19 protein-coding genes are annotated in these 21926 nt (G+C 61.1%); 6 read left to right on the forward strand and 13 right to left on the reverse strand.

Going from position 1 to position 21926, the window contains the following annotated elements; translation table 11 throughout:
* Positions 1-275: 275 nt before the first annotated feature.
* Complete coding sequence (locus G6K99_RS15900) at positions 276-755, forward strand: chemotaxis protein CheW (RefSeq protein WP_062462566.1); 480 nt, start codon at positions 276-278, stop codon at positions 753-755.
* A 213-nt stretch (positions 756-968) separates the two neighbouring features.
* Positions 969-2726: a PAS domain-containing methyl-accepting chemotaxis protein gene (locus tag G6K99_RS15905; RefSeq protein WP_174197124.1), complete on the forward strand. Its 1758-nt coding sequence runs from the start codon at positions 969-971 to the stop codon at positions 2724-2726.
* A gap of 29 nt (positions 2727-2755) precedes the next feature.
* On the opposite strand, the gene fdhD is transcribed toward G6K99_RS15905, so the two are convergent.
* The 5 genes from fdhD to G6K99_RS15930 form a co-directional block, all read right to left on the reverse strand.
* Positions 2756-3604 carry a formate dehydrogenase accessory sulfurtransferase FdhD gene (gene fdhD, locus G6K99_RS15910; protein ID WP_092659348.1) on the reverse strand — a complete coding sequence of 283 codons (849 nt, stop codon included), beginning with the start codon at positions 3602-3604 and terminating at the stop codon, positions 2756-2758.
* Positions 3604-4488, reverse strand: a complete 885-nt coding sequence (locus G6K99_RS15915) for a LysR family transcriptional regulator (RefSeq protein WP_062462554.1) — start codon at positions 4486-4488, stop codon at positions 3604-3606. Before G6K99_RS15915 ends, fdhD begins: the two co-directional genes overlap by 1 nt.
* Before the next feature lie 195 nt (positions 4489-4683).
* The gene (locus tag G6K99_RS15920; protein WP_174197125.1) at positions 4684-5808 is read right to left on the reverse strand and encodes a mandelate racemase/muconate lactonizing enzyme family protein; all 1125 of its coding nucleotides are present in this window, start codon (positions 5806-5808) and stop codon (positions 4684-4686) included.
* A gap of 171 nt (positions 5809-5979) precedes the next feature.
* Positions 5980-7479, reverse strand: coding sequence for an aldehyde dehydrogenase family protein (locus G6K99_RS15925; protein ID WP_174197126.1), 1500 nt, complete (start codon positions 7477-7479; stop codon positions 5980-5982).
* Between the two features lie 16 nt (positions 7480-7495).
* Positions 7496-8641, reverse strand: coding sequence for an iron-containing alcohol dehydrogenase (locus G6K99_RS15930; protein ID WP_174197127.1), 1146 nt, complete (start codon positions 8639-8641; stop codon positions 7496-7498).
* Positions 8642-8752: 111 nt separating this feature from the next.
* On the opposite strand from G6K99_RS15930, the gene G6K99_RS15935 reads away from it, so the two are divergent.
* Positions 8753-9649: a LysR substrate-binding domain-containing protein gene (locus tag G6K99_RS15935; protein ID WP_174197128.1), complete on the forward strand. Its 897-nt coding sequence runs from the start codon at positions 8753-8755 to the stop codon at positions 9647-9649.
* A 73-nt stretch (positions 9650-9722) separates the two neighbouring features.
* Here the strand turns inward: G6K99_RS15935 and G6K99_RS15940 are convergent, their stop codons facing one another.
* The 7 genes from G6K99_RS15940 to G6K99_RS15970 form a co-directional block, all read right to left on the reverse strand.
* Positions 9723-10130, reverse strand: a complete 408-nt coding sequence (locus G6K99_RS15940; protein WP_062462547.1) for a F0F1 ATP synthase subunit epsilon — start codon at positions 10128-10130, stop codon at positions 9723-9725.
* Between the two features lie 74 nt (positions 10131-10204).
* Positions 10205-11635, reverse strand: coding sequence for a F0F1 ATP synthase subunit beta (atpD, locus tag G6K99_RS15945; protein ID WP_062581713.1), 1431 nt, complete (start codon positions 11633-11635; stop codon positions 10205-10207).
* A gap of 23 nt (positions 11636-11658) precedes the next feature.
* Entirely contained in the window at positions 11659-12546 is an 888-nt protein-coding gene (locus tag G6K99_RS15950) for a F0F1 ATP synthase subunit gamma (RefSeq protein WP_062581712.1), read from the reverse strand.
* A gap of 29 nt (positions 12547-12575) precedes the next feature.
* Positions 12576-14105, reverse strand: coding sequence for a F0F1 ATP synthase subunit alpha (gene atpA / locus G6K99_RS15955; RefSeq protein ID WP_174197129.1), 1530 nt, complete (start codon positions 14103-14105; stop codon positions 12576-12578).
* Entirely contained in the window at positions 14105-14671 is a 567-nt protein-coding gene (locus tag G6K99_RS15960) for a F0F1 ATP synthase subunit delta (RefSeq protein WP_113111740.1), read from the reverse strand. Before G6K99_RS15960 ends, atpA begins: the two co-directional genes overlap by 1 nt.
* A 261-nt stretch (positions 14672-14932) precedes the next feature.
* On the reverse strand, positions 14933-15316 hold the full coding sequence (locus tag G6K99_RS15965) for a DUF4345 domain-containing protein (RefSeq protein WP_174197130.1): 384 nt from the start codon (positions 15314-15316) through the stop codon (positions 14933-14935).
* A gap of 66 nt (positions 15317-15382) precedes the next feature.
* Positions 15383-17602 (reverse strand): primosomal protein N', encoded by a 2220-nt coding sequence (locus G6K99_RS15970; RefSeq protein ID WP_174197131.1) that lies wholly within the window; start codon positions 17600-17602, stop codon positions 15383-15385.
* A gap of 148 nt (positions 17603-17750) precedes the next feature.
* On the opposite strand from G6K99_RS15970, the gene G6K99_RS15975 reads away from it, so the two are divergent.
* A complete protein-coding gene (locus tag G6K99_RS15975) occupies positions 17751-18749 on the forward strand; it encodes a hypothetical protein (RefSeq protein WP_174197132.1) in 999 nt (332 codons plus the stop codon).
* Here the strand turns inward: G6K99_RS15975 and G6K99_RS15980 are convergent.
* Positions 18705-19649, reverse strand: coding sequence for a GNAT family N-acetyltransferase (locus G6K99_RS15980; RefSeq protein ID WP_174197133.1), 945 nt, complete (start codon positions 19647-19649; stop codon positions 18705-18707). The genes G6K99_RS15975 and G6K99_RS15980 overlap by 45 nt on opposite strands.
* A gap of 138 nt (positions 19650-19787) precedes the next feature.
* Here G6K99_RS15980 and G6K99_RS15985 point away from each other — a divergent pair, with 138 nt between their 5' ends.
* Positions 19788-20723 (forward strand): tyrosine recombinase XerC, encoded by a 936-nt coding sequence (locus G6K99_RS15985; protein WP_174197134.1) that lies wholly within the window; start codon positions 19788-19790, stop codon positions 20721-20723.
* A gap of 78 nt (positions 20724-20801) precedes the next feature.
* Positions 20802-21872 (forward strand): TraB/GumN family protein, encoded by a 1071-nt coding sequence (locus G6K99_RS15990; protein WP_174197135.1) that lies wholly within the window; start codon positions 20802-20804, stop codon positions 21870-21872.
* Positions 21873-21926 lie beyond the last annotated feature (54 nt).

Here is a 21926-nt window from a genome sequence, read left to right on the forward strand (position 1 = left end):
CACAGCCCACCAGACGGGAAACATCCGACTGCCCCGAACGTGGCCGGCAACCGGGCGCAGCAAGAGCTGCCCTGCCTGCGGAGACATGCCAGAACATTAGCGAACTGGTGAGCAAGTTTAGAATTGCGAAATACTCTTCGCATACAGTTAGCGAATTGAAACTTGCCATACGGTTTGCAGCACCGTTGCGGAAAGGTCAGCAGCGCCAGCTGAAAGCCTTGAACCGGACCTGCCGCTGTCGCCGTAAAGGCCTGCACGAACCGGGAAGAACTTTGATGTCCGCGACGATCAACTCGAAGACTTACAGTGGCGATACGCTTGAGATCATCGCCTTCCGCCTTCACGATCAGGAGTTCTGCGTGAAGACCACCACCATCCGCGAAATCCGCGGTTGGGCCCCGTCGACACCGCTCCCGCATGCACCGGCCGACGTCATCGGCGTCATGAACCTGCGCGGATCCGTCATCCCGATCATCGATCTGGCCTTCAAGCTGGGCATGAAGAGCACTGTCGCCAACGAGCGGAGCGCGATCGTCGTCGCCGAGGTGCATAACATGGTCATCGGCATGCTGGTCGATCGCGTGTCCGACATCCTGACCATTCCCGCAAACACGGTTCAGCCGGTTCCGGAAGTCTCCGCTTCGTTCGACAAGTCATTCTCGGAAGGCATCATCGCCAACGAAAACGGCATGATCTGCTTCCTCAACCTGTCAAAGATGTTCAAGGGCACCGAAGTAGAAGAACTCGCTGCCTAAACCATCCCCGCGATTTGAACAAAGGCCGCATGACTAAGTCATGCGGCCTTTGTCGTTTGCTTCGTAATACTTGCTCACAATCCGGTTTCATCCACCACTTTTTAATATTTATGCCTTCTAATATTACCCCGGGGCGACGACCATCCCGCTGTTGGGAAAAGGCGTCAAAGGTACGCAGCCAAGTGTCCGACGCGGCGCGGCAAGGGGATCATCATGCTGGGATTGGGTAAAGCCGGGGATATGGCGCGGATCTTCGACGCCATATCGCGTTCGCAGGCCGTTATTGAATTTGATCTGACCGGCACCATCCTGGATGCCAACGAGAATTTCTGCCAGGCGCTGGGGTACACGCTCGCAGAAATAAAAGGCAAGCATCACCGCATGTTCTGCGAGCCCGCTTTCGTTGCGTCCGACGAATACCGCTCTTTCTGGAAAGACCTCGCTGCCGGCAAGTTCGAGGCGCGGGAGTACAAGCGTATCACCAAATCAGGCGGGGAAATCTGGATCCAGGCCTCCTACAACCCGGTCATGCGCAACGGCAAACCATACAAGGTCATCAAGTTCGCGACCGATATCACGGCCACGAAGCTGAAGGCAGCCGATGACGCGAGCAAGCTTTCGGCGATCAGCCGGTCGCAGGCCGTCATCGAATTCACACCACAGGGCGAAATCCTCGACGCCAACGAAAATCTCTGCAACGCTGTCGGCTACGATCTGGCCGAGATCAAGGGACGCCACCACCGGATGTTCTGCGAGCCTGGCTATGCGGCGTCACCTGCCTATGCGGAATTCTGGAAGAAGCTGTCGGAAGGCGAGTTCATTGCCGACGAGTTTGTCCGCTACGGAAGGGGTGGCCGCGAGATCTGGATCCAGGCCGCCTATAACCCGATCCGCGATCTCAACGGCAAGGTCACGAAGGTCGTCAAGTTTGCAACCGACGTGACGCCGCGCATGAACGCAATCGGCATGCTGAGCAAAGGCCTGCGCAATCTCGCGGACGGCAAGCTTGACCAGGCACTCGATACGCCCTTCGTGCCGAGCATGGAAACCACCCGAAGCGACTTCAACGAGGTCGCCGCCAAGCTGACCGATGCCATGCGCACCGTGGCGCAGAATGCAGCCGGTATTGCCGCGGCTTCAACCGAAGTCCGTGACGCATCTGGAGAGCTCGCAAAGCGCACCGAGCAGGCGGCAGCCGCACTTGAGCAGGCCGCAGCAGCCCTTGAGGAGGTGACGCGCACCGTCACCGATTCCAGCAGCCGCGCCGACGAGGCCGGCAAGCAGGTCAGGGCCACCAAGGAAAATGCCGAGCAATCCGGCCTTGTCGTGCGCAGTGCCATTTCGGCGATGGACGAGATCGCCGCATCGTCGAACGAGATCAACAACATTATCGGTGTAATCGACGACATCGCCTTCCAGACCAACCTCCTGGCCCTGAACGCCGGTGTCGAGGCGGCGCGCGCGGGTGAAGCGGGCAAGGGATTTGCCGTGGTTGCTCAGGAAGTGCGCGAACTCGCTCAGCGTTCGGCCAAGGCCGCCAAGGAAATTAAGACTCTGATCAACACCTCGGCACATCAGGTCTCCAGCGGTGTCGAACTGGTCGGGCGTACTGGCCGATCACTGCAGGAAATCCTCGTGCAGGTGGCAAGCATCCATGAAAATGTCGGCGCGATCGTCGAGGCATCCCGCGAACAGGCAACCAGCCTGCGAGAGATCAGCAGCGCGGTCAATCACATGGACCAGGCGACCCAGAAGAACGCCGCGATGGTGGAAGAAACCACCGCTGCCAGCTATTCACTGGCCAACGAGGCCGATAGCCTGAAGGCTCTGCTCAGCCAATTCGATATCGGCTCCGTCACCTCCCAGGTCCGCAGGCCGGAGTCGAACTATATGCCGGCAGCAGGCAACGTGGCGCCGCTGCGCATGGTCCAAGGCAATCTGAAAACCGCCGGTGGCTGGGAAGATTTCTGAGACACCCTCAAGAGCAGCCGGGGCGGCGTTCAGGCAACCTCGGCTGGCTCGAAACGGATCCGGTGCGGATGCGTGAAGATCTCGAAATCCTCGCCGCGTGAGAGTGCGACAAGGGTCATGCCTGCGGCGTCTGCCGTGCGGATGGCCAGTGCGGTCGGCGCCGATATGGCGATCAAGACTGGGGCACCGAGAATGGCGGCCTTCTGCACCATTTCTACCGAGATGCGGCTGGTAACGACGACGACGCCTTCGGCGCCCGTGCGGCCTGCGCGCATCACGGCGCCCGCAAGCTTGTCGAGCGCATTGTGCCGGCCGACATCCTCGCGCACCGCAACCAGTCCCTCGCCGAGGACGTAGAAACCGGCTCCGTGAACCGCGCGAGTCTGGGCATGCAACGGCTGGGCGGAGTTGAGCGCGTTGCTGGCACGCGCAATGTCGGCGGCTGACAGAAGCATGTCGACACCGGAGACATCAGGCACCGGACGCATCGCCTGCTCGATCGATTCGATGCCGCAAAGGCCGCAGCCGACGGGTCCTGCCATATGGCGTCGTCTGGCGCGCAGAGCATCTTCCTTGTCTTCGGCAAGCGTGACCTGAACATCGAGACCGTCGCCCTCCTGGAGCACCTCGATCCCTTCAATCTCGGCGATGGAAGCAATGATGCCTTCCGTCAGCGTGAAACCGGCCGCGAAGTCCTCGAGATCGGCAGGCGTGCCCATCATCACCGCCTGGGTTGAGCCACCGTAGGAAAAGGCGATCGGCACCTCTTCGGGTACGAACCGGCTCGTTTCCTTGACGAGCCCATCGCGATAGGACGTTTCAGCCAGCGAAACGGTCGGCGCGATGCCGCCCTTGTGTTCATCATTCAACGTGGACATCAGGACTTTCCGAGCAGGCGCGCCTCGTGGAGCAGCGCTGAAACCAGTGGCGTATTGGGTTCGCGATGCGGAGCGACAAGACCAACCGTATGGCTGACATGCGGCTCCACGATCGGAATGGTGCGGATATTCTGCGAGAAACCGAAGGACTCGGCCACGTTCTGCGGCATGATGCTGGCCCAGCGACCGGTACCGACATGCGCCAGCAGCGTGACCATCGAATTGGATTCAAGCATCGGCCTCGCCGTCACGCCGGCTTCCGCGAGGTGCTGGCTTATAATCCGGCGGTTCTGCATATCTGGCGTCAAAAGGCAGAGCTGCAACCCGGCCATTTCGGTCCAGGTCACCTGTTTACGGTCGGAAAGCGGCGTGCCGTCGGCCGTGACAAGATTGTAGCTTTCCGAATAGAGCGGAATGCTGACGACACGACCGAGCGGCTCGTTGTCGAGATAGGTAATGCCCGCATCGATCTCGAAGTTGTCGAGCTGTGTCAGGATCTGCAGCGATGTGCGGGACACGACCGAAAACGTTACATCCGGATACCGGGTCTGGAAGGGTCCAGTCAGGCTGGGCACCATGGCAAGCGCCGTCGGGATGACGGCAAGACGGATGTGGCCCGCAAGACCCTTGCGGGCGGCGCGCATTTCCTCGCGCATCGTGCGGGCATCGCCCACAATGCGTTTTGCCCATTCCAGCACGCGCTGTCCCTCGGGCGTCAGGCCCTGATAGCGCGAACCGCGCACCACGAGCTGGACGCCGAGACTGTCTTCGAGGTGCCGGATCGCCGCCGACAGGGAAGGTTGGGCAATGCCGCATTCCTCGGCCGCGCGACCGAAATGGCCTTCCCGTGCCAGCGCAATGAAGAATTCCAGCTTGTCGATCAAAGCCCGCTCCCACACGATATGGCTCTGAACTGCCGGAACTTCCGGCGCCACATCCTATCAAATCACTCTGCCGGCAACTTATAGCGGCAAAAGAAATCGAATGCGCAGGAGATTTCGGCGTCGTCAATCACCTCTTCGTTGGTCGACACTGGTAGACCGCAGGCTCTGCGAACTCAGGGTGCAGACGGCCTGGGATCAGGCAATCCGGGTTGACGCGAGACGATCCTCGTCCAGCACGATGCCGAGACCCGGCGCATCGCCCAGTTCCAGCCAGCCGTGACTGTGCTTCAGCGGCGAAGCCATTGGATAATCCCGCCGCGCCCCGCTCCATTCCGGATTGTCGTAAGGGTATTCGAGGAAAGGCGCATCCCCCACGCCGGCAGTCAGATGCGCGTTGGCGAGCACGCCGATTCCGTTGGTCCAGCTGTGCGGCGTAAACGTCACCCCCGCCTCCCGCGCCTGATAGACGAGCCGCCGGCAACCGGTAATGCCGCCCACCAGCGCAACATCCGGCTGGATCACGTCAAACGCACGCTCCTCGATGATATCGCGGAATTCCGAGAGCTCGCGGGTCATCTCGCCGCCCGCGATCCTCACCGACGTCGCCTCCTTCAACGCTCGCATGCCCTTGCGGTCGGACCGGAACAGCGGTTCTTCCATCCAGTAGATGTCGAGCCTTTCCAGTTCCTTCGCAACCGCAAGTGCATCCTTGAACGTCCATGGCAGTGTCGTATCCCAGGGCATGCGCCAGCCCTGATTGCAGTCGACCATCAGTTCCAAGCGATCGCCGACGCGGGCACGGATCGCTCCCAGCGCCTTGATGTCATCCCGCCAGCTCGACCGTCCGCCGGCAGAGGACGAGAAGCGCACCTTCATGGCCGGGAAGCCTTCCTCGACATAACGCTCCGCCTGATCCGCCATCGCCTGGGGATCGCGCAGCACGCCCGAGGATGCGTAGAGACGCACCTTGTCCGAGCGGCCTCCGAGCATGCGCCAGACGGGCTCTCCATTGATCTTGCCCGACAGATCCCAAAGCGCCAGATCCAGCGGCCAGCATCGGCCATAGTGAAAGTTGATATGTGAGAGCACCTCGTAGTGCCGCTCCAGATGACGTGGGTCCTGGCCGATGAACAGGTCCTCGTGACCCTCGAAACCCTTCATCAGGTCGCCCGACCCGATCCCCTCCCGGCCCTCGTCGTCCTTGACGCGCACGATGGTGGCATCGAAATGCCGCCGCGGCCTGCCATCCCAGCTCGCCTTGAAAGCCGGATCGAGCGGCAGCCGGTGGTGGGTGATCTCGATCGATACGATACGGCTCATGGCTTTCCTCCGCTGATATTGCCGGACTGACGAAGACCCCTCCCCACCCTCCCCACATGAGGGAGGGCCTTAACCCCACGGCACCCCCGGAGATCAATTCCGGACGAGCGACCGCCCCGAGTCTTCTCCCCCCTTGTGGGGGAGATGGCCGGCAGGCCAGAGGGGGCCTTCCTACCCAAACTGCTGCCAGATGGTTTTGTAGTCGCAGTACTTGTCGATCGCATGCACCGACCGGTCGCGTCCGAAACCGGATTGCTTGAAGCCGCCGAAGGGTGTCGAGAAATTTGCCATGTCATAGGTGTTGATCCACACGGTGCCCGCATGGATCGCTTCCGAAACGCGGTGGGCGCGGTCCATGTCTTTGGTAAACACCGCGCCAGCCAGACCATAGATCGTATCATTGGCAAGCCGCAGCGCCTCCTCCTCCGTATCGAAGGGGATGACGGCAAGCACCGGGCCGAATATTTCCTGCCGCGCCAGGCTCATGTCGTTGGTCATGTCGATAAAGACGCCGGGTGAAATGTAGAAGCCCCCCGTTTCGGAAAGCACCCGCTCGGCTCCGAAGACACGTTTGGCACCCTCCGTCTCGCCGGCAGCGATCATGCCGAGTACTTTTTCCATATGCGCTTCGTCGATCAGGGCGCCGATCTGGGAGGAAGGCTCGAACGGATGCGCGAGCGCTATGTCGCTTGCGGTCACCGCCTCAATCTTGGCGATCAGCTTCTCCTGAACCGAGCGCTGCACCAGAAGGCGGGTCGAGGCATGGCAGGTCTCGCCGGCATTGTAGAAGCATCCCCAGGCGGCGGCAGATGCTGCGGCATCAAGGTCTGCATCCTCGAACACGACGATGGGCGACTTGCCACCGAGCTCAAGCGCCACGCGCTTGACGTTGGATTGGGCTGCATACCCCATGATCAGCTTGCCGACTTCGGTCGAACCGGTGAACGCGATCATGTCCACATCCATATGCAGCGCCAGCGGCTTACCCGCCTCTTCGCCGTAGCCGGTGACGACATTGAACACGCCGGGGGGAAGACCGGCCTCCACCGCCAGTGCCGCAAGCCGGAGCGCCGAGAGAGACGACTGTTCGGCCGGTTTGAGGACGACGCTATTGCCGGCCGCGATCGCCGGGCCGAGTTTCCAGGCATCGATGATCATCGGGTAGTTCCAGGGCGTGATGACCCCGATCACGCCGAGCGGCACTTTTCGCACCAGGGCCCGGGCGTTCGGGCCGGTCGGTGCTATCTCGTCATACTGCTTGTCGATCATTTCGCCGTAATACTGGATGCCATCGGCGCAGAGGCGGACATCGACATTGAGCGAAGCCAGAACCGGCTTGCCGACATCGAGCGTTTCGAGCACCGCAAGCTCTTCCGCATGGGCGCGGATGAGTTCGGCCCATCGGAGCATGACCTTCTTTTTCTCGAGCGGCTCCTGTTTTCGCCAGACGCCGCTTTCGAAGGCGGCGCGGGCCGAACCGACCGCCGTATCGATATCGGCGCCGACGCCGCGCGCGAGCGGCGTCCCCGGCTTGCCGTCCATCGGGCGCGGACGGGTAAACGTCTCGCCTGATAGTGCCCGGCGATAGTCGCCCCCGATGAAGAGGCGGCCTTCAAGCTTGAGCGTGGAAAGCGCGCTTTCCCAGTAGTCGCGGGTATAGGTCGTGGTCATCGGAGTGTCCCTGTTCCTAAAGCGTCTTCGGCAGCGTCATGATCGTGTTCGCGAAGGCATGCATATCGGCGTCGGAAATTTCGCGGACCGTCGAGCGCCGCATCGGCTGGTTTTCCGCCGCCCGCATTTCGGCGGCGAGGTCTGACGCTGAAAAGGCGTCGAATGCCCTCGGCAGCGCGCGCCGTACTCCGCAGCGATCCATGAGTTCTGAAACAAACCCAGGCAGCGCCTGCGCGTCGGCAAGCCCCAGCACATGGGCCGCATCGTTCAGGTCCGGCGGGTCGGCGTTGCAGAGCCACGAGAGCGTCGCCTCGAAGCCGAGCGCCGTTGCAAGCCCGTGATGAATCGGCGCAAGCCCGGCCAGCGCATGGCTGATATTGTGGGCGACAGCCGTGCCGCAGTTGTCGATCGCGATACCGGCATAGCAGGAGCCGAGCAGCACCTTTCCGCGGGCATCGAGATTGCCTGGAGCCTTGACGGCTGTCTCGAGCGAACCTGCCACCAGTCGCATGGCCTCATGGGCATAGAGTTTCGCGCCGGCATGGGTGTTGCGGTTGGTCGCCGCCTCGAAGGCGTGAATAAAGGCATCCAGGCCGCACCACGCCGTCAGGTGCGGCGGAAGCGAAATGGTGAGCTCCGGGTCGAGGATGACGAGATCGGCCTTGGTCTCCGCCCCCCAGATCCATAGCTTCTTGCCTTCCGGCCCAGCGAAGATATTGGTCGCAGACGTTTCCGATCCGGTGCCCGCCGTCGTCGGCACCATGATCTTCTTCAGGGGGTTACGCGGAAGCGGATTGGCCGCCAGTGCATAATGCATCGGATCCTCGTCGGACGCGGCGCAGCAGGCAGCGATCTTGGCGATATCCAGCGCCGACCCGCCGCCAATACCGATGACGAGATCGGAACCGCGGGCGAGTTCACTTGCGGCGCGAAGATGCGCGAGTTTGGGTTCGCCCGAAAAATCCGAATAGAACCGCGCATCGATGCCCGCGGCGGCAAGCTCGGCCGCAAGCGCTGCGGCGAGACCGCTCGATGCCAGAAACCCGTCCATGACCACGGTTGCGATCGCCACGTCTTCGAAGCCCTTGGCCGCGGAGGCGAGATCGCCAAACAGGCCGGAGCCGAAGCGGATATCTGGTACTGATGACGTCTGAAACTGCATGACGGAAACACCCTGACAGGATCGCTAGCCGTGAGTGTGCAACACAATTTCACATCTTCAAATCCATCGGTTTTTCAGGCTTAATGATGACTTCAGATCATGGAGACGTCGATGCTGGACAGAATTCCGCTGGAAGCCTTCCGCGTCTTCGATGCCGCCTGCCGGCTCATGAATTTCTCCCGCGCCGGTCGTGAGCTTCATATCACCCAGGCCGCCGTCAGCCGGCGTATCCAGGGGCTGGAAGACCAACTCGGCGCAAAACTCTTCACGCGGCGCGGCCGCAATCTCAGCCTGACATCGGAGGGAGACCGGCTTGCCCAAAGGGTGCGCGCAACGCTGGAATATCTGGAGGAAAGTCTGGAGCCGTTCCGGGGCGGCGGAAGGGAAACCATCTCGATCGCCGCCAGCAGCTCGGTCTCGCATCTGTGGCTCGGCAAGCGCTTGAAGGATTTCGACAATGAGAGCCCGTCTGTCTCCGTGCGTTTGCTGACAACCGACGTGCCGTCGGAACTGGCCTCGGAAGCCAACGACCTCGTCATCCTCTATGCCGCCGGCGAACACCCGCGGTGGAACCTCACTTTGTTGATCCGGGAAAGCCTCGTCCCCGTCGCCTCCCCCGCCTATGTGGAAAGACGGGGGCTCGATGCAGCCTCGCTGACAGCAGACGCCATGACCCAGTTGGACCTGATCGATTACGAGCGGGCCAACGCCCACTGGATTTCGCTCAGGCAATGGTTCGCGCGGTTGCCGAAGCCACCGAAGGCTGCGATCAAGCCGCGCCTGTCCTTCTCAACCTACTCACTGGCGATAGATGCCGCCCTGCGCGGCGAGGGCGTAACGCTTGGCAGCAGAGGATTGATTGCCGAGGAGCTCGCGTCCGGAACACTGGTGGAACTTGGCACGGCCCAGCTCGATACGGGCTACGGCTACTATCTCGGCATGCCGCGCTACCGCTCGCTCACCCCGGGCGCCGCACGTCTCCACCAGCACCTGCTCGGAAACCCATAGGCACCGGCAGCGCTAAAACGCGAAAGGCGGCCCGATGGACCGCCCTTCGTAAATTATATCGGACTCTGAAAAATCAGGCCGGAACGACGATGCCGTTCAGATGCGTCAGTTCGGAGAGGAACTGTTCGAGCTTCGTCTTGTGCTCGTCGCTGTTGGCGTTGTCGATGGCAGCCTGCGTGGCATCGATGCGCTTCTGCAGCGTGTCCTGGTTCAGTTCGGTCACCGGCACAGCGGATTCCGCGAGCAGCGTGCAGCTGTCCTGAACGATATCGGCAAAACCACCGAAAACGACGTATTTGGTGACCTGACCCGAGGCAAGCTTCACGGACACAACGCCCGGCTTGATCGTCGTCATCGTCGGCGCATGGTTGGCAAGCACCGTCATTTCGCCAAGCGTAGCCGGGATCACCACTTCGGAGACATTCTCCGACACGAGCAGGCGCTCGGGCGATACCAGTTCAAATTTGAAAGCGTCGGCCATCAAGGTCCACTTCCCTCGAGTGTTTCAAGCAGGAATGGCGCGCCGGATCATGTCCCGCGCGCCGTTTCATAGGATCAAGCAGCTTCGGAAAGCTTCTTGGCCTTTTCAATCGCCTCTTCGATCGAGCCGACCATGTAGAAGGCAGCTTCCGGCAGGTGATCGTATTCGCCGGCAACGAGGCCCTTGAAGCCCTTGATCGTGTCTTCGAGAGCGACCAGCTTGCCCGGCGCACCGGTGAAGACTTCGGCGACGAAGAATGGCTGCGACAGGAAGCGCTCGATCTTGCGGGCGCGCTGAACGGTCATCTTGTCCTCTTCGGACAGTTCGTCCATGCCGAGGATGGCGATGATGTCCTGCAGAGCCTTGTAGCGCTGAAGCGTCGTCTGAACCTTACGAGCGATCTCGTAGTGCTCTTCGCCGACAACCAGCGGGTCGAGCATGCGCGAGGTCGAGTCGAGCGGATCCACAGCCGGGTAGATACCCTTTTCAGCGATCGAGCGCGACAGAACCGTCGTTGCGTCCAAGTGGGCGAACGAGGTTGCAGGAGCCGGGTCGGTCAAGTCGTCGGCGGGAACGTAGATGGCCTGAACCGAGGTGATCGAACCCTTGGTCGTGGTGGTGATGCGTTCCTGCATCTGACCCATGTCGGTCGCAAGCGTCGGCTGATAACCAACGGCCGAAGGAATACGGCCGAGAAGAGCCGACACTTCGGAACCTGCCTGGGTAAAGCGGAAGATGTTGTCGACGAAGAACAGAACGTCCTGGCCCTTGTCGCGGAAGTCCTCAGCGATCGTCAGACCCGTCAGAGCGACGCGAGCGCGGGCGCCCGGCGGTTCGTTCATCTGGCCGTAAACGAGAGCTGCCTTCGAGCCTTCGCCGCCGCCGTGCTTGTTCACGCCGGATTCGATCATTTCGTGGTAAAGGTCGTTGCCTTCGCGGGTACGTTCACCCACGCCAGCAAATACCGAGTAACCACCGTGCGCCTTAGCGACGTTGTTGATCAGTTCCATGATGAGAACGGTCTTGCCAACGCCGGCGCCGCCGAACAGGCCAACCTTACCGCCCTTGGAATAGGGAGCCAGCAGATCGACGACCTTGATGCCGGTAACCAGGATCTGGCCTTCAGTCGACTGCTCGACGTAGGATGGTGCTTCCTGGTGGATCGAGCGCTTGCCCGATGTGATCAGCGGACCAGCTTCGTCGACCGGCTCGCCGATGACGTTCATGATGCGGCCGAGCGTCTCAGGACCAACCGGAACGGTGATCGGAGCGCCGGTATCCGTTACGCGCTGACCGCGAACAAGACCTTCGGTCGAGTCCATGGCGATGGTGCGAACCTGGTTTTCACCAAGATGCTGCGCGACTTCGAGAACGAGGCGGTTGCCGTTGTTCTCTGTTTCAAGCGCGTTGAGGATCGCCGGCAGTTCGCCGTCGAACGCCACGTCGACGACAGCGCCGATAACCTGGGTCACTTTGCCGAGGGACGTGCCCGTTGCGGTAGCCATGATTATTACCCTCTTTCTTTACCTCAGAGCGCTTCCGCGCCCGAAATGATTTCGATGAGTTCCTTGGTGATCTGTGCCTGACGCTGACGGTTGTAGGAGAGCGTCAGCTTGTTGATCATGTCACCGGCATTGCGCGTCGCGTTGTCCATTGCAGACATCTGCGCGCCATAGAAGGAAGCGTTGTTTTCAAGAAGTGCACGGAAGATCTGCACTGCGATGTTCTTCGGCAGCAGGTCTTCCAAGATTTCCTGTTCGCTCGGCTCGTATTCGTAGAGTGCGGCAGAACCGGCATCCGGCTGTGCTGCATCCCTGACGTCGAACTTTGCGGGGATGATCTGCTGGGCAGTTGCCACCTGCGCGATAACCGACTGGAAGCGCGCAAAGAAAAGCGTCGCAACGTCGAATTCACCGGCGTTGAACAGCTCAAGCACCTTGTGGGCCACTTCGTCGGCCTGGACGAAACCAAGCTGCTTAACTTCGCGGAAGGTCACGTAGTGGACGATGTTGTCCTTGAACGTACGGCGAAGCACGTCGTTGCCCTTGCGGCCGACGGTCAAGATCTTGACCGTCTTGCCCTGTGCAATCAGCTTCAGCGCATGCTCGCGTGCCAGACGGACGATCGAGGAGTTGAAGCCCCCCGCCAGACCACGCTCGCCAGTCGCAACGATCAGGAGATGAACCTGATCCTTGCCAGTCCCGGACAAGAGAAGCGGTGCTTCGGCATTGCCGGCATTGGCAGCCGTGAGGCTGGCCAACACCTTGGTCATACGCTCCGCATAAGGACGGGCAGCCTCGGCCGCCTCCTGTGCACGGCGCAGTTTCGCAGCGGCGACCATTTTCATCGCCCTGGTGATCTTCTGCGTCGCCTTGACGGAGGCGATCCGGTTTTTCAGATCCTTAAGTGAAGGCATCCGTTATCGGTCCTCGATCTAGATCCGTTTTAGGCGAAAGACTTGGCGTAGCTGTCGAGAGCTGCCTTGAGCTTTGCCTTCGTGTCGTCGGAAACCTGCTTCTCGCTGCGGATCGTTTCGAGAACCGCCTTGCCTTCGGAACGAAGGTAGGAGAGCAGACCCTGCTCGAACTTGCCGACATCGGAAACCGCGATCTTGTCGAGGTAGCCGTTGACGCCAGCAAAGATCACCGCAACCTGCTCTTCGGTCTTCAGCGGCGAGAACTGCGGCTGCTTCAGAAGTTCGGTCAGGCGTGCACCGCGGTTGAGCAGGCGCTGGGTCGAGGCGTCGAGGTCGGAGCCGAACTGCGCGAACGCAGCCATTTCACGATACTGGGCAAGCTCGCCCTTGATCGAGCCGGCAACCTGCTTCATCGCCTTGATCTGCGCGGCCGAGCCAACGCGGGACACCGACAGACCGACGTTCACGGCCGGACGGATACCCTGGTAGAACAGGTCGGTTTCAAGGAAGATCTGACCGTCGGTGATCGAGATCACGTTGGTCGGAATAAACGCCGAAACGTCGTTACCCTGGGTTTCGATGACAGGCAGAGCCGTCAGCGAACCGGCGCCACGCTCGTCGGAGAGCTTGGCAGCGCGCTCGAGAAGACGCGAGTGCAGATAGAAGACGTCGCCCGGGTAAGCTTCGCGGCCCGGAGGACGACGCAGCAGCAGGGACATCTGACGATAGGCAACGGCCTGCTTGGAAAGGTCGTCATAAGCGATCAGCGCGTGCTGACCGTTGTCGCGGAAGTACTCGCCCATCGCGCAACCGGCGAACGGAGCAAGATACTGCATCGGTGCAGCGTCGGATGCAGTCGCAGCGACGATGATCGAGTAAGGCAGTGCGCCGCGTTCTTCGAGAACCTTGACGAACTGGGCAACCGTCGAGCGCTTCTGGCCGATAGCCACGTACACGCAGAACAGCTTGTCGTTTTCCGGGCCGTTCTCGTGAATGGCCTTCTGGTTCAGGAACGCGTCGAGAATGATCGCGGTCTTGCCGGTCTGACGGTCGCCGATGACGAGCTCGCGCTGGCCGCGGCCAACCGGGATCAGAGCATCGATGGCCTTGAGGCCGGTCGACATCGGCTCATGAACCGACTTGCGCGGGATGATGCCAGGAGCCTTGACGTCGACGCGCGAACGGCGGGTCGCGTTGATCGGGCCCTTGCCGTCGATCGGGTTGCCAAGCGCGTCAACGACGCGGCCCAGCAGTTCCGGACCGACAGGAACGTCAACGATGGCGCCGGTCCGCTTGACGGTGTCGCCTTCCTTGATGTTACGGTCGGAGCCGAAGATAACCACGCCGACATTGTCGGATTCGAGGTTCAGCGCCATACCGCGGACACCGCCCGGGAACTCGACCATTTCACCAGCCTGGACATTGTCGAGGCCGTAAACGCGAGCGATACCGTCACCGACGGAAAGAACCTGGCCGACTTCAGAGACTTCGGCTTCCTGGCCGAAGTTCTTGATCTGGTCCTTGAGAATTGCGGAAATTTCCGCTGCACGGATATCCATCAGCCGACCTCTTTCAATGCAAGCTTAAGGGTGGAAAGTTTGGTGCGAAGGGACGTATCGATCTGACGCGAGCCGACCTTGACGATCAGGCCGCCGAGGATCGACGGATCGATCGTAACGGCGATTGTCACATCCTTGCCGGTGACGCCCTTCAGCGCCGACTTAAGTTCAGTTTCCTGCGCTGGGGTGAGCGCGTGGGCAGACGTTACCTCTGCGGTAACCTCGCCACGATGCTCGGCAGCGATTTGGCGGAAGCTGCGGATCATGCCCGGAAGCGCAAACAGACGGCGATTTCCGGCAACGACCTTAATGAAGTTCAGAACGGCACCGGAGATGCCAGCCTTTTCGGCAACGGCTGTCACCGCGTTCTGCTGATCGTGGGCGGAAAACACCGGGCTTGCAACCAGACGCCTAAGGTCTTCGCTCTCATCCAGCAACGCCTGAAACCGATCGAGATCGGCGCTGACTTTATCGATGGAACCGGTTTCGAGCGCGAGCTCGAAAAGCGAAGAAGCGTAACGCTCTGCGACACCGGAAATAAGCGGGGACGTGTCAGCCACGGGCACAGTTTCCCTGAATTGCCATCCAAGCGCTGTGCCCTTTTTTAGAGGATCAGCAAGACCTTGAAAATATTTGATTTTTAATCAGAACCAGCGAGGCCTCCACCCCACCATTTCCGACTTTCGCGGTCCGTCTAGCATAGGATGTAGGGACTCGCAACACGGGAGAGGCGGGAAAACGCCCCTGGGACTAGAGCTTGAGTCGTTTTTATGTCGGACACCGCTGGAATTGACCGCGTCTGAGATGAACACTCTTGATTGGGAAGCTCAGAGATAGCCGAAGACATAGGCGAGCGGGCCGGCAGAAAGAACAACCTGAAGTAGGAAAATCAGTGTATTTTTCACAGTTGCGCCACGATCCAAAGCAAACGAGACAAGCCGGCCGAATGCCCCCAGACCAAGCACGATGCCGAGCACCATATAGAACCAGTCCTGGGCAAAGATGATCGGCACGACACCGAGGCCGACATATTGGGCGCCGGCGGCCCGAACCGATCCGTATCCTTCCGGCCGCACATCGCCGACACGGAACGCCGAAAGCCGCAGGCAGGGGCCGGGAAACAGGAGGATGAGGAGCCCGATGAGAGCCGTCGCGGCAGCGCAGACAAACGCCAGCTGCTCGCCGGTCTCGGTGGGGAAATACAGTTCCATGGAATCCTCGAATCGTTCTTGTGCGGCGATTTTATCGAAAGCGGTAAACAACTCGCAAAGATAGGATCAGAGAAAACTCTGCGGATCGATATCGAGCTGGATCTGCACCGTACCACGGACCTTCGGGCCGGCAGACATCATCGCCTTCAGAAAAGCCTGCATGTCGGAATTGCGCCGTCCGTGCACCAGAAGCCGGAATCGATGGCGACCGCGTACCAGCGCGAGCGGCGCTTCCGCCGGGCCGAGCACGGAAATCCCCGTCACCCTTGGTGCGGCCGCGCGCAATCCCCGTGCATGGGTTTCCGCATCGGCCCGCGTATCGGCGGAAACGATCAGCGACGCAAGTCGCCCGAACGGCGGCAAGATCGCCTTTTCGCGCTCCGCAATCTCACGCTCGTAGAAAGCACCCGCATCGCCGGAGACGATCGCCTGCATGACGGGATGCTGCGGCTGGAAGGTCTGGATCAGGCCGTGGCTCTTCAACCCCGTTCGCCCGGCGCGGCCCGTTACCTGGCTGAGCAGCTGGAAAGTCCTCTCGGCGGCCCGCGGGTCGCCGTTCGACAGACCGAGATCCGCATCGACGATGCCGACCAGCGTCATCAGCGGAAAGTTGTGGCCCTTCGCCACCAGTTGCGTGCCGATCACGATATCCACATCGCCCTTGGCGATCGCGTCGAGCTCCATCCGCAACCGCTTCACGCCGCCGAGCAGGTCCGACGACATGACGATGGTGCGCGCTTCCGGAAAATGCTTCTCCACCTCTTCCGCGATCCGCTCCACACCGGGCCCGCAGGCGACCAGGTGGTCGAACGTGCCGCATTCCGGGCAGGCTTCCGGCGTATGCTCGTGATAGCCGCACTGATGGCACTGGATCTGGTTTCTGAAGCGATGCTCCACCAGCCAGCTCGAGCACTGCGGGCACTGAAAGCGATGGCCGCAGACCCGGCACAGCGTCAGCGGCGCATAGCCGCGACGGTTGAGGAACAGCAGCGACTGCTCGCCACGCTCGAGCGCCTTCTTCATGCCGCGCAGGAGAATGGGCGACAGGAACCCGCCGCGTTCCGGCGGATGGCGACGCATGTCCACCAGATGCAGGTCCGGCAGTGCCGCATCGCCAAAGCGGGTCGGCAGGTGGACCGTGGTATAGCGCCCGGAAAGCCCGTTGACCTGGCTTTCCACGGAAGGCGTCGCCGACACCAGCACGATCGGGAAATCGCCGATGCGTGCCCGGACCACCGCCATATCGCGGGCATTGTAGAAGACGCGGTCCTCTTGCTTGTAGGCAGGGTCGTGCTCTTCGTCGATGACGATCAGCCCCAGGTCCTCGAACGGCAGGAACAGAGCCGAACGGGCCCCGGCAACCACCCTCACCTCTCCCGTCACGACGCCGCGCCAGACCTTTTCGCGGATACGAGGAGAAAGATCCGAATGCCATTCGGCAGGCTTTGCCCCGAACCGCTGCTCGAACCGATCGAGAAAGCTCGAGGTGAGTGCGATTTCCGGCAACAGGATCAGAACCTGCTTGTCTTGTCTAAGCGCCTGCGCAATCGCCTCGAAATAGACTTCCGTCTTGCCGGACCCGGTGACGCCATCGATCAGCGAGGCGGCAAACCCGCCGGCGCTAACCGACGCGACGATCTCTTCGGCCGCTCCCTTTTGAGGTCCCTCGATGCGGGGCGCAGTATAATCCGGGTCAGGCCGTGCCACGACAGGCGGCGGCGGTAGGAAAATCGTGTCGAACACACCCTGCTTGATCAATCCGTCGACGACGCTCAGGGAAACGCCGGCCGCATGCGCAAGGCCGCTGCGGGTCCAGGGCGCTTCCTGCTCTTTCGCAAGGTCCAGCACCCGGGTTCTGGCCGGTGTCAATCGCGCCGGCTCGCCGCCCACAAAGCGCAGACCCTCCACCATTGGTTCCGGATCGAGCGCTGCCGGCGCCCGGATCGCCATGCGGGCCACGAAACCCGGCGGCGACAGCGTGTAGGCCGAGACCCAGTCGACGAAATCGCGCATCTCCTTGGAGAGCGGCGGGCAATCGAAAGCGAGCGTGATCGGTCGAAGCTTCTTCGGGTCGAGCGTGCTGTCGTCTGCGCCATCCCACACGACGCCGATCATCTGGCGTGGGCCGACCGGCACCTGCACGACCGAACCGGGCACAACAGTCAGTCCCTCGGGCACGGCATAGCTATACGGACCCGGCACCGGCAAAGGCACCAGGACCGGCACGACGGCCGCGACGGGCTTATCAAGGAGCGGACCGAACAGGTCGGACGAATCTGTGTCCATGGCGGGACCATGCCCAAAACCGGAACGAAAGGGAACCGCTGTTTGGCGCTCCCCGCCGTTGACGACACACATCGCGGCGTGAAATTTAGGTTGTATCGTAAACAAAAATTAACTATAGGTAGAGTCCTAACCGGAGTGGGGGCTACGGATGTTCTGCAAGTCGATGACGACGCTTGTCGTGCCTGCTATTCTGCTGGCCGGCTGCAATATTCATCCTCTGCCAGAGGATTTCTCCAAGCCGGATACGACCTACCAGATTGTCGCCAAGGTGCGCTGCGAGGCGCGCGATGCCATCCGCGAGATCGCCACGGGGCTACTGCGCGAATACGGATCCCCGGCGGAGAAGCAGCTCTCCGCAGAGCTTCTAGCCGGGACGGTAACCTATGCCGATGCTTTCACACGCCGCTACAGCCCGGACATCAGTCTCTATTTCGACCGCTATGCCAAGTCGTTCATCGCGTACGACTTTCAGCTCAACATGACGGAAATGGACAGCCACGGGTTTTCGTTGGGCCTGCTCAACCCGTTCTCGAACGGCACCCGCAGTCTCGGACTGGGCAGCAGCGTCGATCTGTCCCGCCAAAACAACCGCAGCTTCCGCGTCACCGATGAATTCGCGAAGCTGGCGACCGAGGTCAACGATTTATACTGTGCGCCGAAAGCGAGAAGCGGCAACCTCATCTACCCGATCGTCGGACGGATCGGCTTGAAGGAAACGCTCGAGACATTCGTGTGGCTTAACGAGAAAGGCAATCTCAAAGCCCCGAGCGGCACCGACGTGATCACCATGGCCGATACGCTGGAATTCACGACCACGCTGAAGGGAAATATCGATCCGAAGATCGAGCTCAACCCGGTGACCTCAGGCGTCACGATATCGAGCCTCGGCATGACGAATTCCGCGTCGCGCATCCACAAGCACCGGCTGCTGTTTGCACTCTCCATGCCGACGCTGACGGAAGAGAAAGAGAAATTGAGACAAAAACCGAAGCCGCAGAAGATGACGCCGACGGCGCCCGCGCGGCCGAGGCAACAGCCTGCGACATCGGCAGTGTCTGCGACCGAAGAGCGGGCAATCAAAGAGCTCGATCGCCAGCAGTATCTACGCCTGAACCGGGGCCTGGAGCGCTTCCTCGAGGACTACTGATTGTGGCGCAAACTGCGCATCGCCGTCGGCGGCAAGTCCGAACACCGTATGCCGCTCCAGCGCCTTGGTGACCTCGACGACGTCACCTTCCAGCTGGTCCGGTTGGATCATGTGTCCGATGGTGAAATCGAACTGGTTGCCCTTCTTGTTGAGGAGCTCATGGAACACCGTCATGTCGCGCAGTTCGGTCGACCATTTGGCAAGCCAGTAGAACAGCCCGGAATTGCGCGCCGTCATGTGGACAGGCAGGATCGGCAGATTGTATTTGCGAGCAAGTCCGACGGCCGAGGTCTTCCACGGACGCTCGTTCAGCCGACCATTTTCCCAATAGGCGATGCGGCCGGACGGGAACAGGATCATGACCTTGCCCTCCTCGACCGCCTTGTTGGTAAGAACCAGCGTCTCGCGGGTCTTGAGTTTGCTCTTGTGATCGTCGCGCCATTCGACGGGAATGATCATCTCGGCGAAACGCGGATTGACCCGCACCGCATCGCGGTTGGCAAACACCATCAGGTCCGGCCGGCGTGATTTCAACAGGTCGAACACGGCGACACCGTCAGCGATGCCGGTCGGATGGTTGCTGACGAGGATGAAACCGCCCTTTTCGGGAATCCGCTCCTCGTTATTGACCGAAAGCTTCAGCTTCAGATGCTCGCTCAAATATTCGAAACACTGGTAACCGGATTTCGGCGCGATATCGTCGGCGAACTCGATCGCCCTTCCGTAGCGCAGCAGCGTATAGAGAAACGGACGCATGACCGGCCAGAACGGACTGCCGACGATCCGCTTGCCCCGCTCGGCGATCAGGGTATCGACGATGTGGCCCGGACGCCCTTGAGATACGCGTGCGATGGCTTCGGCGACCTGGCCGAAGCTCGTCATGGAATCACGGCGGTCCATTAAAACTCCTTGAAGCGGGTCCCCAATGGAGCAGGCCCGCATGATATTACAATGGCAGAGTTACTGCGCCTTTAGGGATTCCGTAACGTTGCTGGGAGCAATCTGGGGCGGCATGCCACGGAAATCAACGTCGCCCTCATGAACGAACTGCTCATTATCGCTGCCCCCGATCTCCTCGAGAGGCGCCGCGAATGGCTGGAAAGCCTGAGTGGAGAGCGCCGGCTGTCGCCCAACACGCTTGACGCCTATGAGCGCGACACGCGGCAATTCCTGACTTTTCTGACCACGCACCTCGCCGGACCGCCGACGATTGCGGACATCCATACGCTGCGTCCGGCAGACTTGAGAAGTTTTCTGGCTGCACGGCGCCGCGAGGGCTCCGGTGCGCGTTCGCTCGGCCGTCATCTGGCAGGGCTGCGCTCGTTCCTGCGGTATCTGGAGCGCAAGGGGCTGGTGAATGCCGCCGCAGCCGGTGCTATCCGTGCCCCGCGTCAGCCGAAATCACTGCCGAAGCCGCTGACCGACACCCAGGCCCTCAACATCGTCACATCTGAGGCGCAACTGCACGAGGAGCCATGGATCGCGGCACGGGATGCGGCCATCCTGACGCTGCTTTACGGCTGCGGCTTGCGCATTTCAGAAGCGCTCGGCCTGACGCCCGCCAATGTCGATGCAGGCGCAACCTCGCTCCGCATTCTCGGCAAAGGCGGCAAGACGCGGATTGTGCCGCTTCTTCCGGTCATCCTCGAAGCGGTCGAAACCTACCGGAAACTCTGCCCCTACCATCTGGCCGGCGATGCCCCGATGTTCCGGGGTGCGCGCGGCAAGACTTTGCAGCCGGCGATCATCCAGCGCGAGATGCAGAAGCTTCGAAGCGCGTTCAACCTCCCCGACAGCGCCACCCCGCATGCGCTGCGCCATTCCTTCGCGACCCATCTTCTGGCCGGAGGCGGCGATCTGCGTACGATCCAGGAACTGCTGGGACATGCCAGCCTTTCCACCACGCAGGTCTATACGGGCGTCGATACGTCGAGACTGCTCGAAGTCTACGACCGCGCCCATCCAAGGGCATGAACCCATCCTTAACCACATCGGTTAAGCCGCTGTTCGAGCAGTCCCGCTAGGGTGAGCCCAACAATTGGGACTGATGACATGATCCGCAGCATTTTCGCCGGCACAATCCTTCAACGCGCCCAGACGGCTGCGCTTTGGGTGTTTGCCGCCCTGCACGTTCTGCTGCTGGCCTCGGTCTGCCTCGTGATCACATCGCTTGCCGCCCGGGCAGAGACGCCGGCCTGCACCGGACGGGACCTGATCGCGGAAATGAAGGCCAAGGACCCGGCCGCCTATCGGCAGGTTGTCGCAGAGGGCGAAAAAATCCCCAACGGCCGCGGCATCTTCTGGAAAATCGAGAAAGCCGGCCTCCCCCCGTCCTACCTTCTCGGCACCATGCATGTGACCGATCCACGCGTTCTGAAAATGCCTGAGGGCGCCGATGCCGCGCGCAAGGAAGCAAAGACCATCGTCGTTGAGTCGGACGAAGTGCTCGACGAGCAGAAGGCAATGGCCGGCATGCTGTCCAAGCCGGAGCTGACGATGTTTACCGATGGCACCTCGATCGAGAGCCTGCTGACGAAGGACGATCTCGCACTTCTCAGCGATGCCCTTAAACAGCGCGGCGTGCCGCTGGCCGCCGTCTCAAGAATGAAGCCCTGGCTGCTGATGGGCCTCGTCTCGATGCCCGCCTGCGAGATGGCCCGCAAGACCCAGAACACCCCTTTCCTCGACAAGCAGCTGGCGCTGGATGCGGCGAAAGCCGGCAAATCGGTGAAGGGGCTTGAGACTTTTGCTGAGCAGCTTTCGACCTTGGCTGCCATTCCAGTCGATATCCACATCAAGTCGCTGATCGAAGCGATCAAGCTCGGCCCCAAGCTGGACGACGTTTTCGAGACGATGACCGGTCTCTATCTCTCCGGCGACATGGGCATGACCATCCCCTTCCTGAAGACCGTCGTGCCTGAGGGCGAGGACGATGATAGCGGCTATGCCGAATTCGAGGAACTGGTGGTGCGCAAGCGCAACCTGCTGATGGCCGAACGCGCAGCACCCATCCTCAACGAAGGCAGCACCTTCATCGCCGTCGGCGCACTGCACCTGCCGGGCGATGACGGCCTGGTCGAGCTTTTGCGCAAACAGGGTTTCACAGTCACCGTTGTGAACTGAGCCCTCTGGCGAGGGACGTACACCCGTCAACCGGACACAAAAAAACCGGCCCTG

The sequence above is a fragment of the Neorhizobium sp. AL 9.2.2 genome, assembly GCF_013317225.1.
Lineage (GTDB): Bacteria > Pseudomonadota > Alphaproteobacteria > Rhizobiales > Rhizobiaceae > Neorhizobium > Neorhizobium soli.

Bases quoted from the DNA above. Each gene is read 5' to 3' on its own strand.
- G6K99_RS15900 (WP_062462566.1), top strand. From the start codon at position 276: ATGTCCGCGACGATCAACTCGAAGACTTACAGTGGCGATACGCTTGAG.
- G6K99_RS15905 (WP_174197124.1), top strand. From the start codon at position 969: ATGCTGGGATTGGGTAAAGCCGGGGATATGGCGCGGATCTTCGACGCC.
- fdhD (WP_092659348.1), bottom strand. From the start codon at position 3,604: ATGTCCACGTTGAATGATGAACACAAGGGCGGCATCGCGCCGACCGTT.
- G6K99_RS15920 (WP_174197125.1), bottom strand. From the start codon at position 5,808: ATGAGCCGTATCGTATCGATCGAGATCACCCACCACCGGCTGCCGCTC.
- G6K99_RS15925 (WP_174197126.1), bottom strand. From the start codon at position 7,479: ATGACCACGACCTATACCCGCGACTACTGGGAAAGCGCGCTTTCCACG.
- G6K99_RS15930 (WP_174197127.1), bottom strand. From the start codon at position 8,641: ATGCAGTTTCAGACGTCATCAGTACCAGATATCCGCTTCGGCTCCGGC.
- G6K99_RS15935 (WP_174197128.1), top strand. From the start codon at position 8,753: ATGCTGGACAGAATTCCGCTGGAAGCCTTCCGCGTCTTCGATGCCGCC.
- G6K99_RS15940 (WP_062462547.1), bottom strand. From the start codon at position 10,130: ATGGCCGACGCTTTCAAATTTGAACTGGTATCGCCCGAGCGCCTGCTC.
- atpD (WP_062581713.1), bottom strand. From the start codon at position 11,635: ATGGCTACCGCAACGGGCACGTCCCTCGGCAAAGTGACCCAGGTTATC.
- G6K99_RS15950 (WP_062581712.1), bottom strand. From the start codon at position 12,546: ATGCCTTCACTTAAGGATCTGAAAAACCGGATCGCCTCCGTCAAGGCG.
- atpA (WP_174197129.1), bottom strand. From the start codon at position 14,105: ATGGATATCCGTGCAGCGGAAATTTCCGCAATTCTCAAGGACCAGATC.
- G6K99_RS15965 (WP_174197130.1), bottom strand. From the start codon at position 15,316: ATGGAACTGTATTTCCCCACCGAGACCGGCGAGCAGCTGGCGTTTGTC.
- G6K99_RS15970 (WP_174197131.1), bottom strand. From the start codon at position 17,602: ATGGACACAGATTCGTCCGACCTGTTCGGTCCGCTCCTTGATAAGCCC.
- G6K99_RS15975 (WP_174197132.1), top strand. From the start codon at position 17,751: ATGTTCTGCAAGTCGATGACGACGCTTGTCGTGCCTGCTATTCTGCTG.
- G6K99_RS15980 (WP_174197133.1), bottom strand. From the start codon at position 19,649: ATGGACCGCCGTGATTCCATGACGAGCTTCGGCCAGGTCGCCGAAGCC.
- G6K99_RS15985 (WP_174197134.1), top strand. From the start codon at position 19,788: ATGAACGAACTGCTCATTATCGCTGCCCCCGATCTCCTCGAGAGGCGC.
- G6K99_RS15990 (WP_174197135.1), top strand. From the start codon at position 20,802: ATGATCCGCAGCATTTTCGCCGGCACAATCCTTCAACGCGCCCAGACG.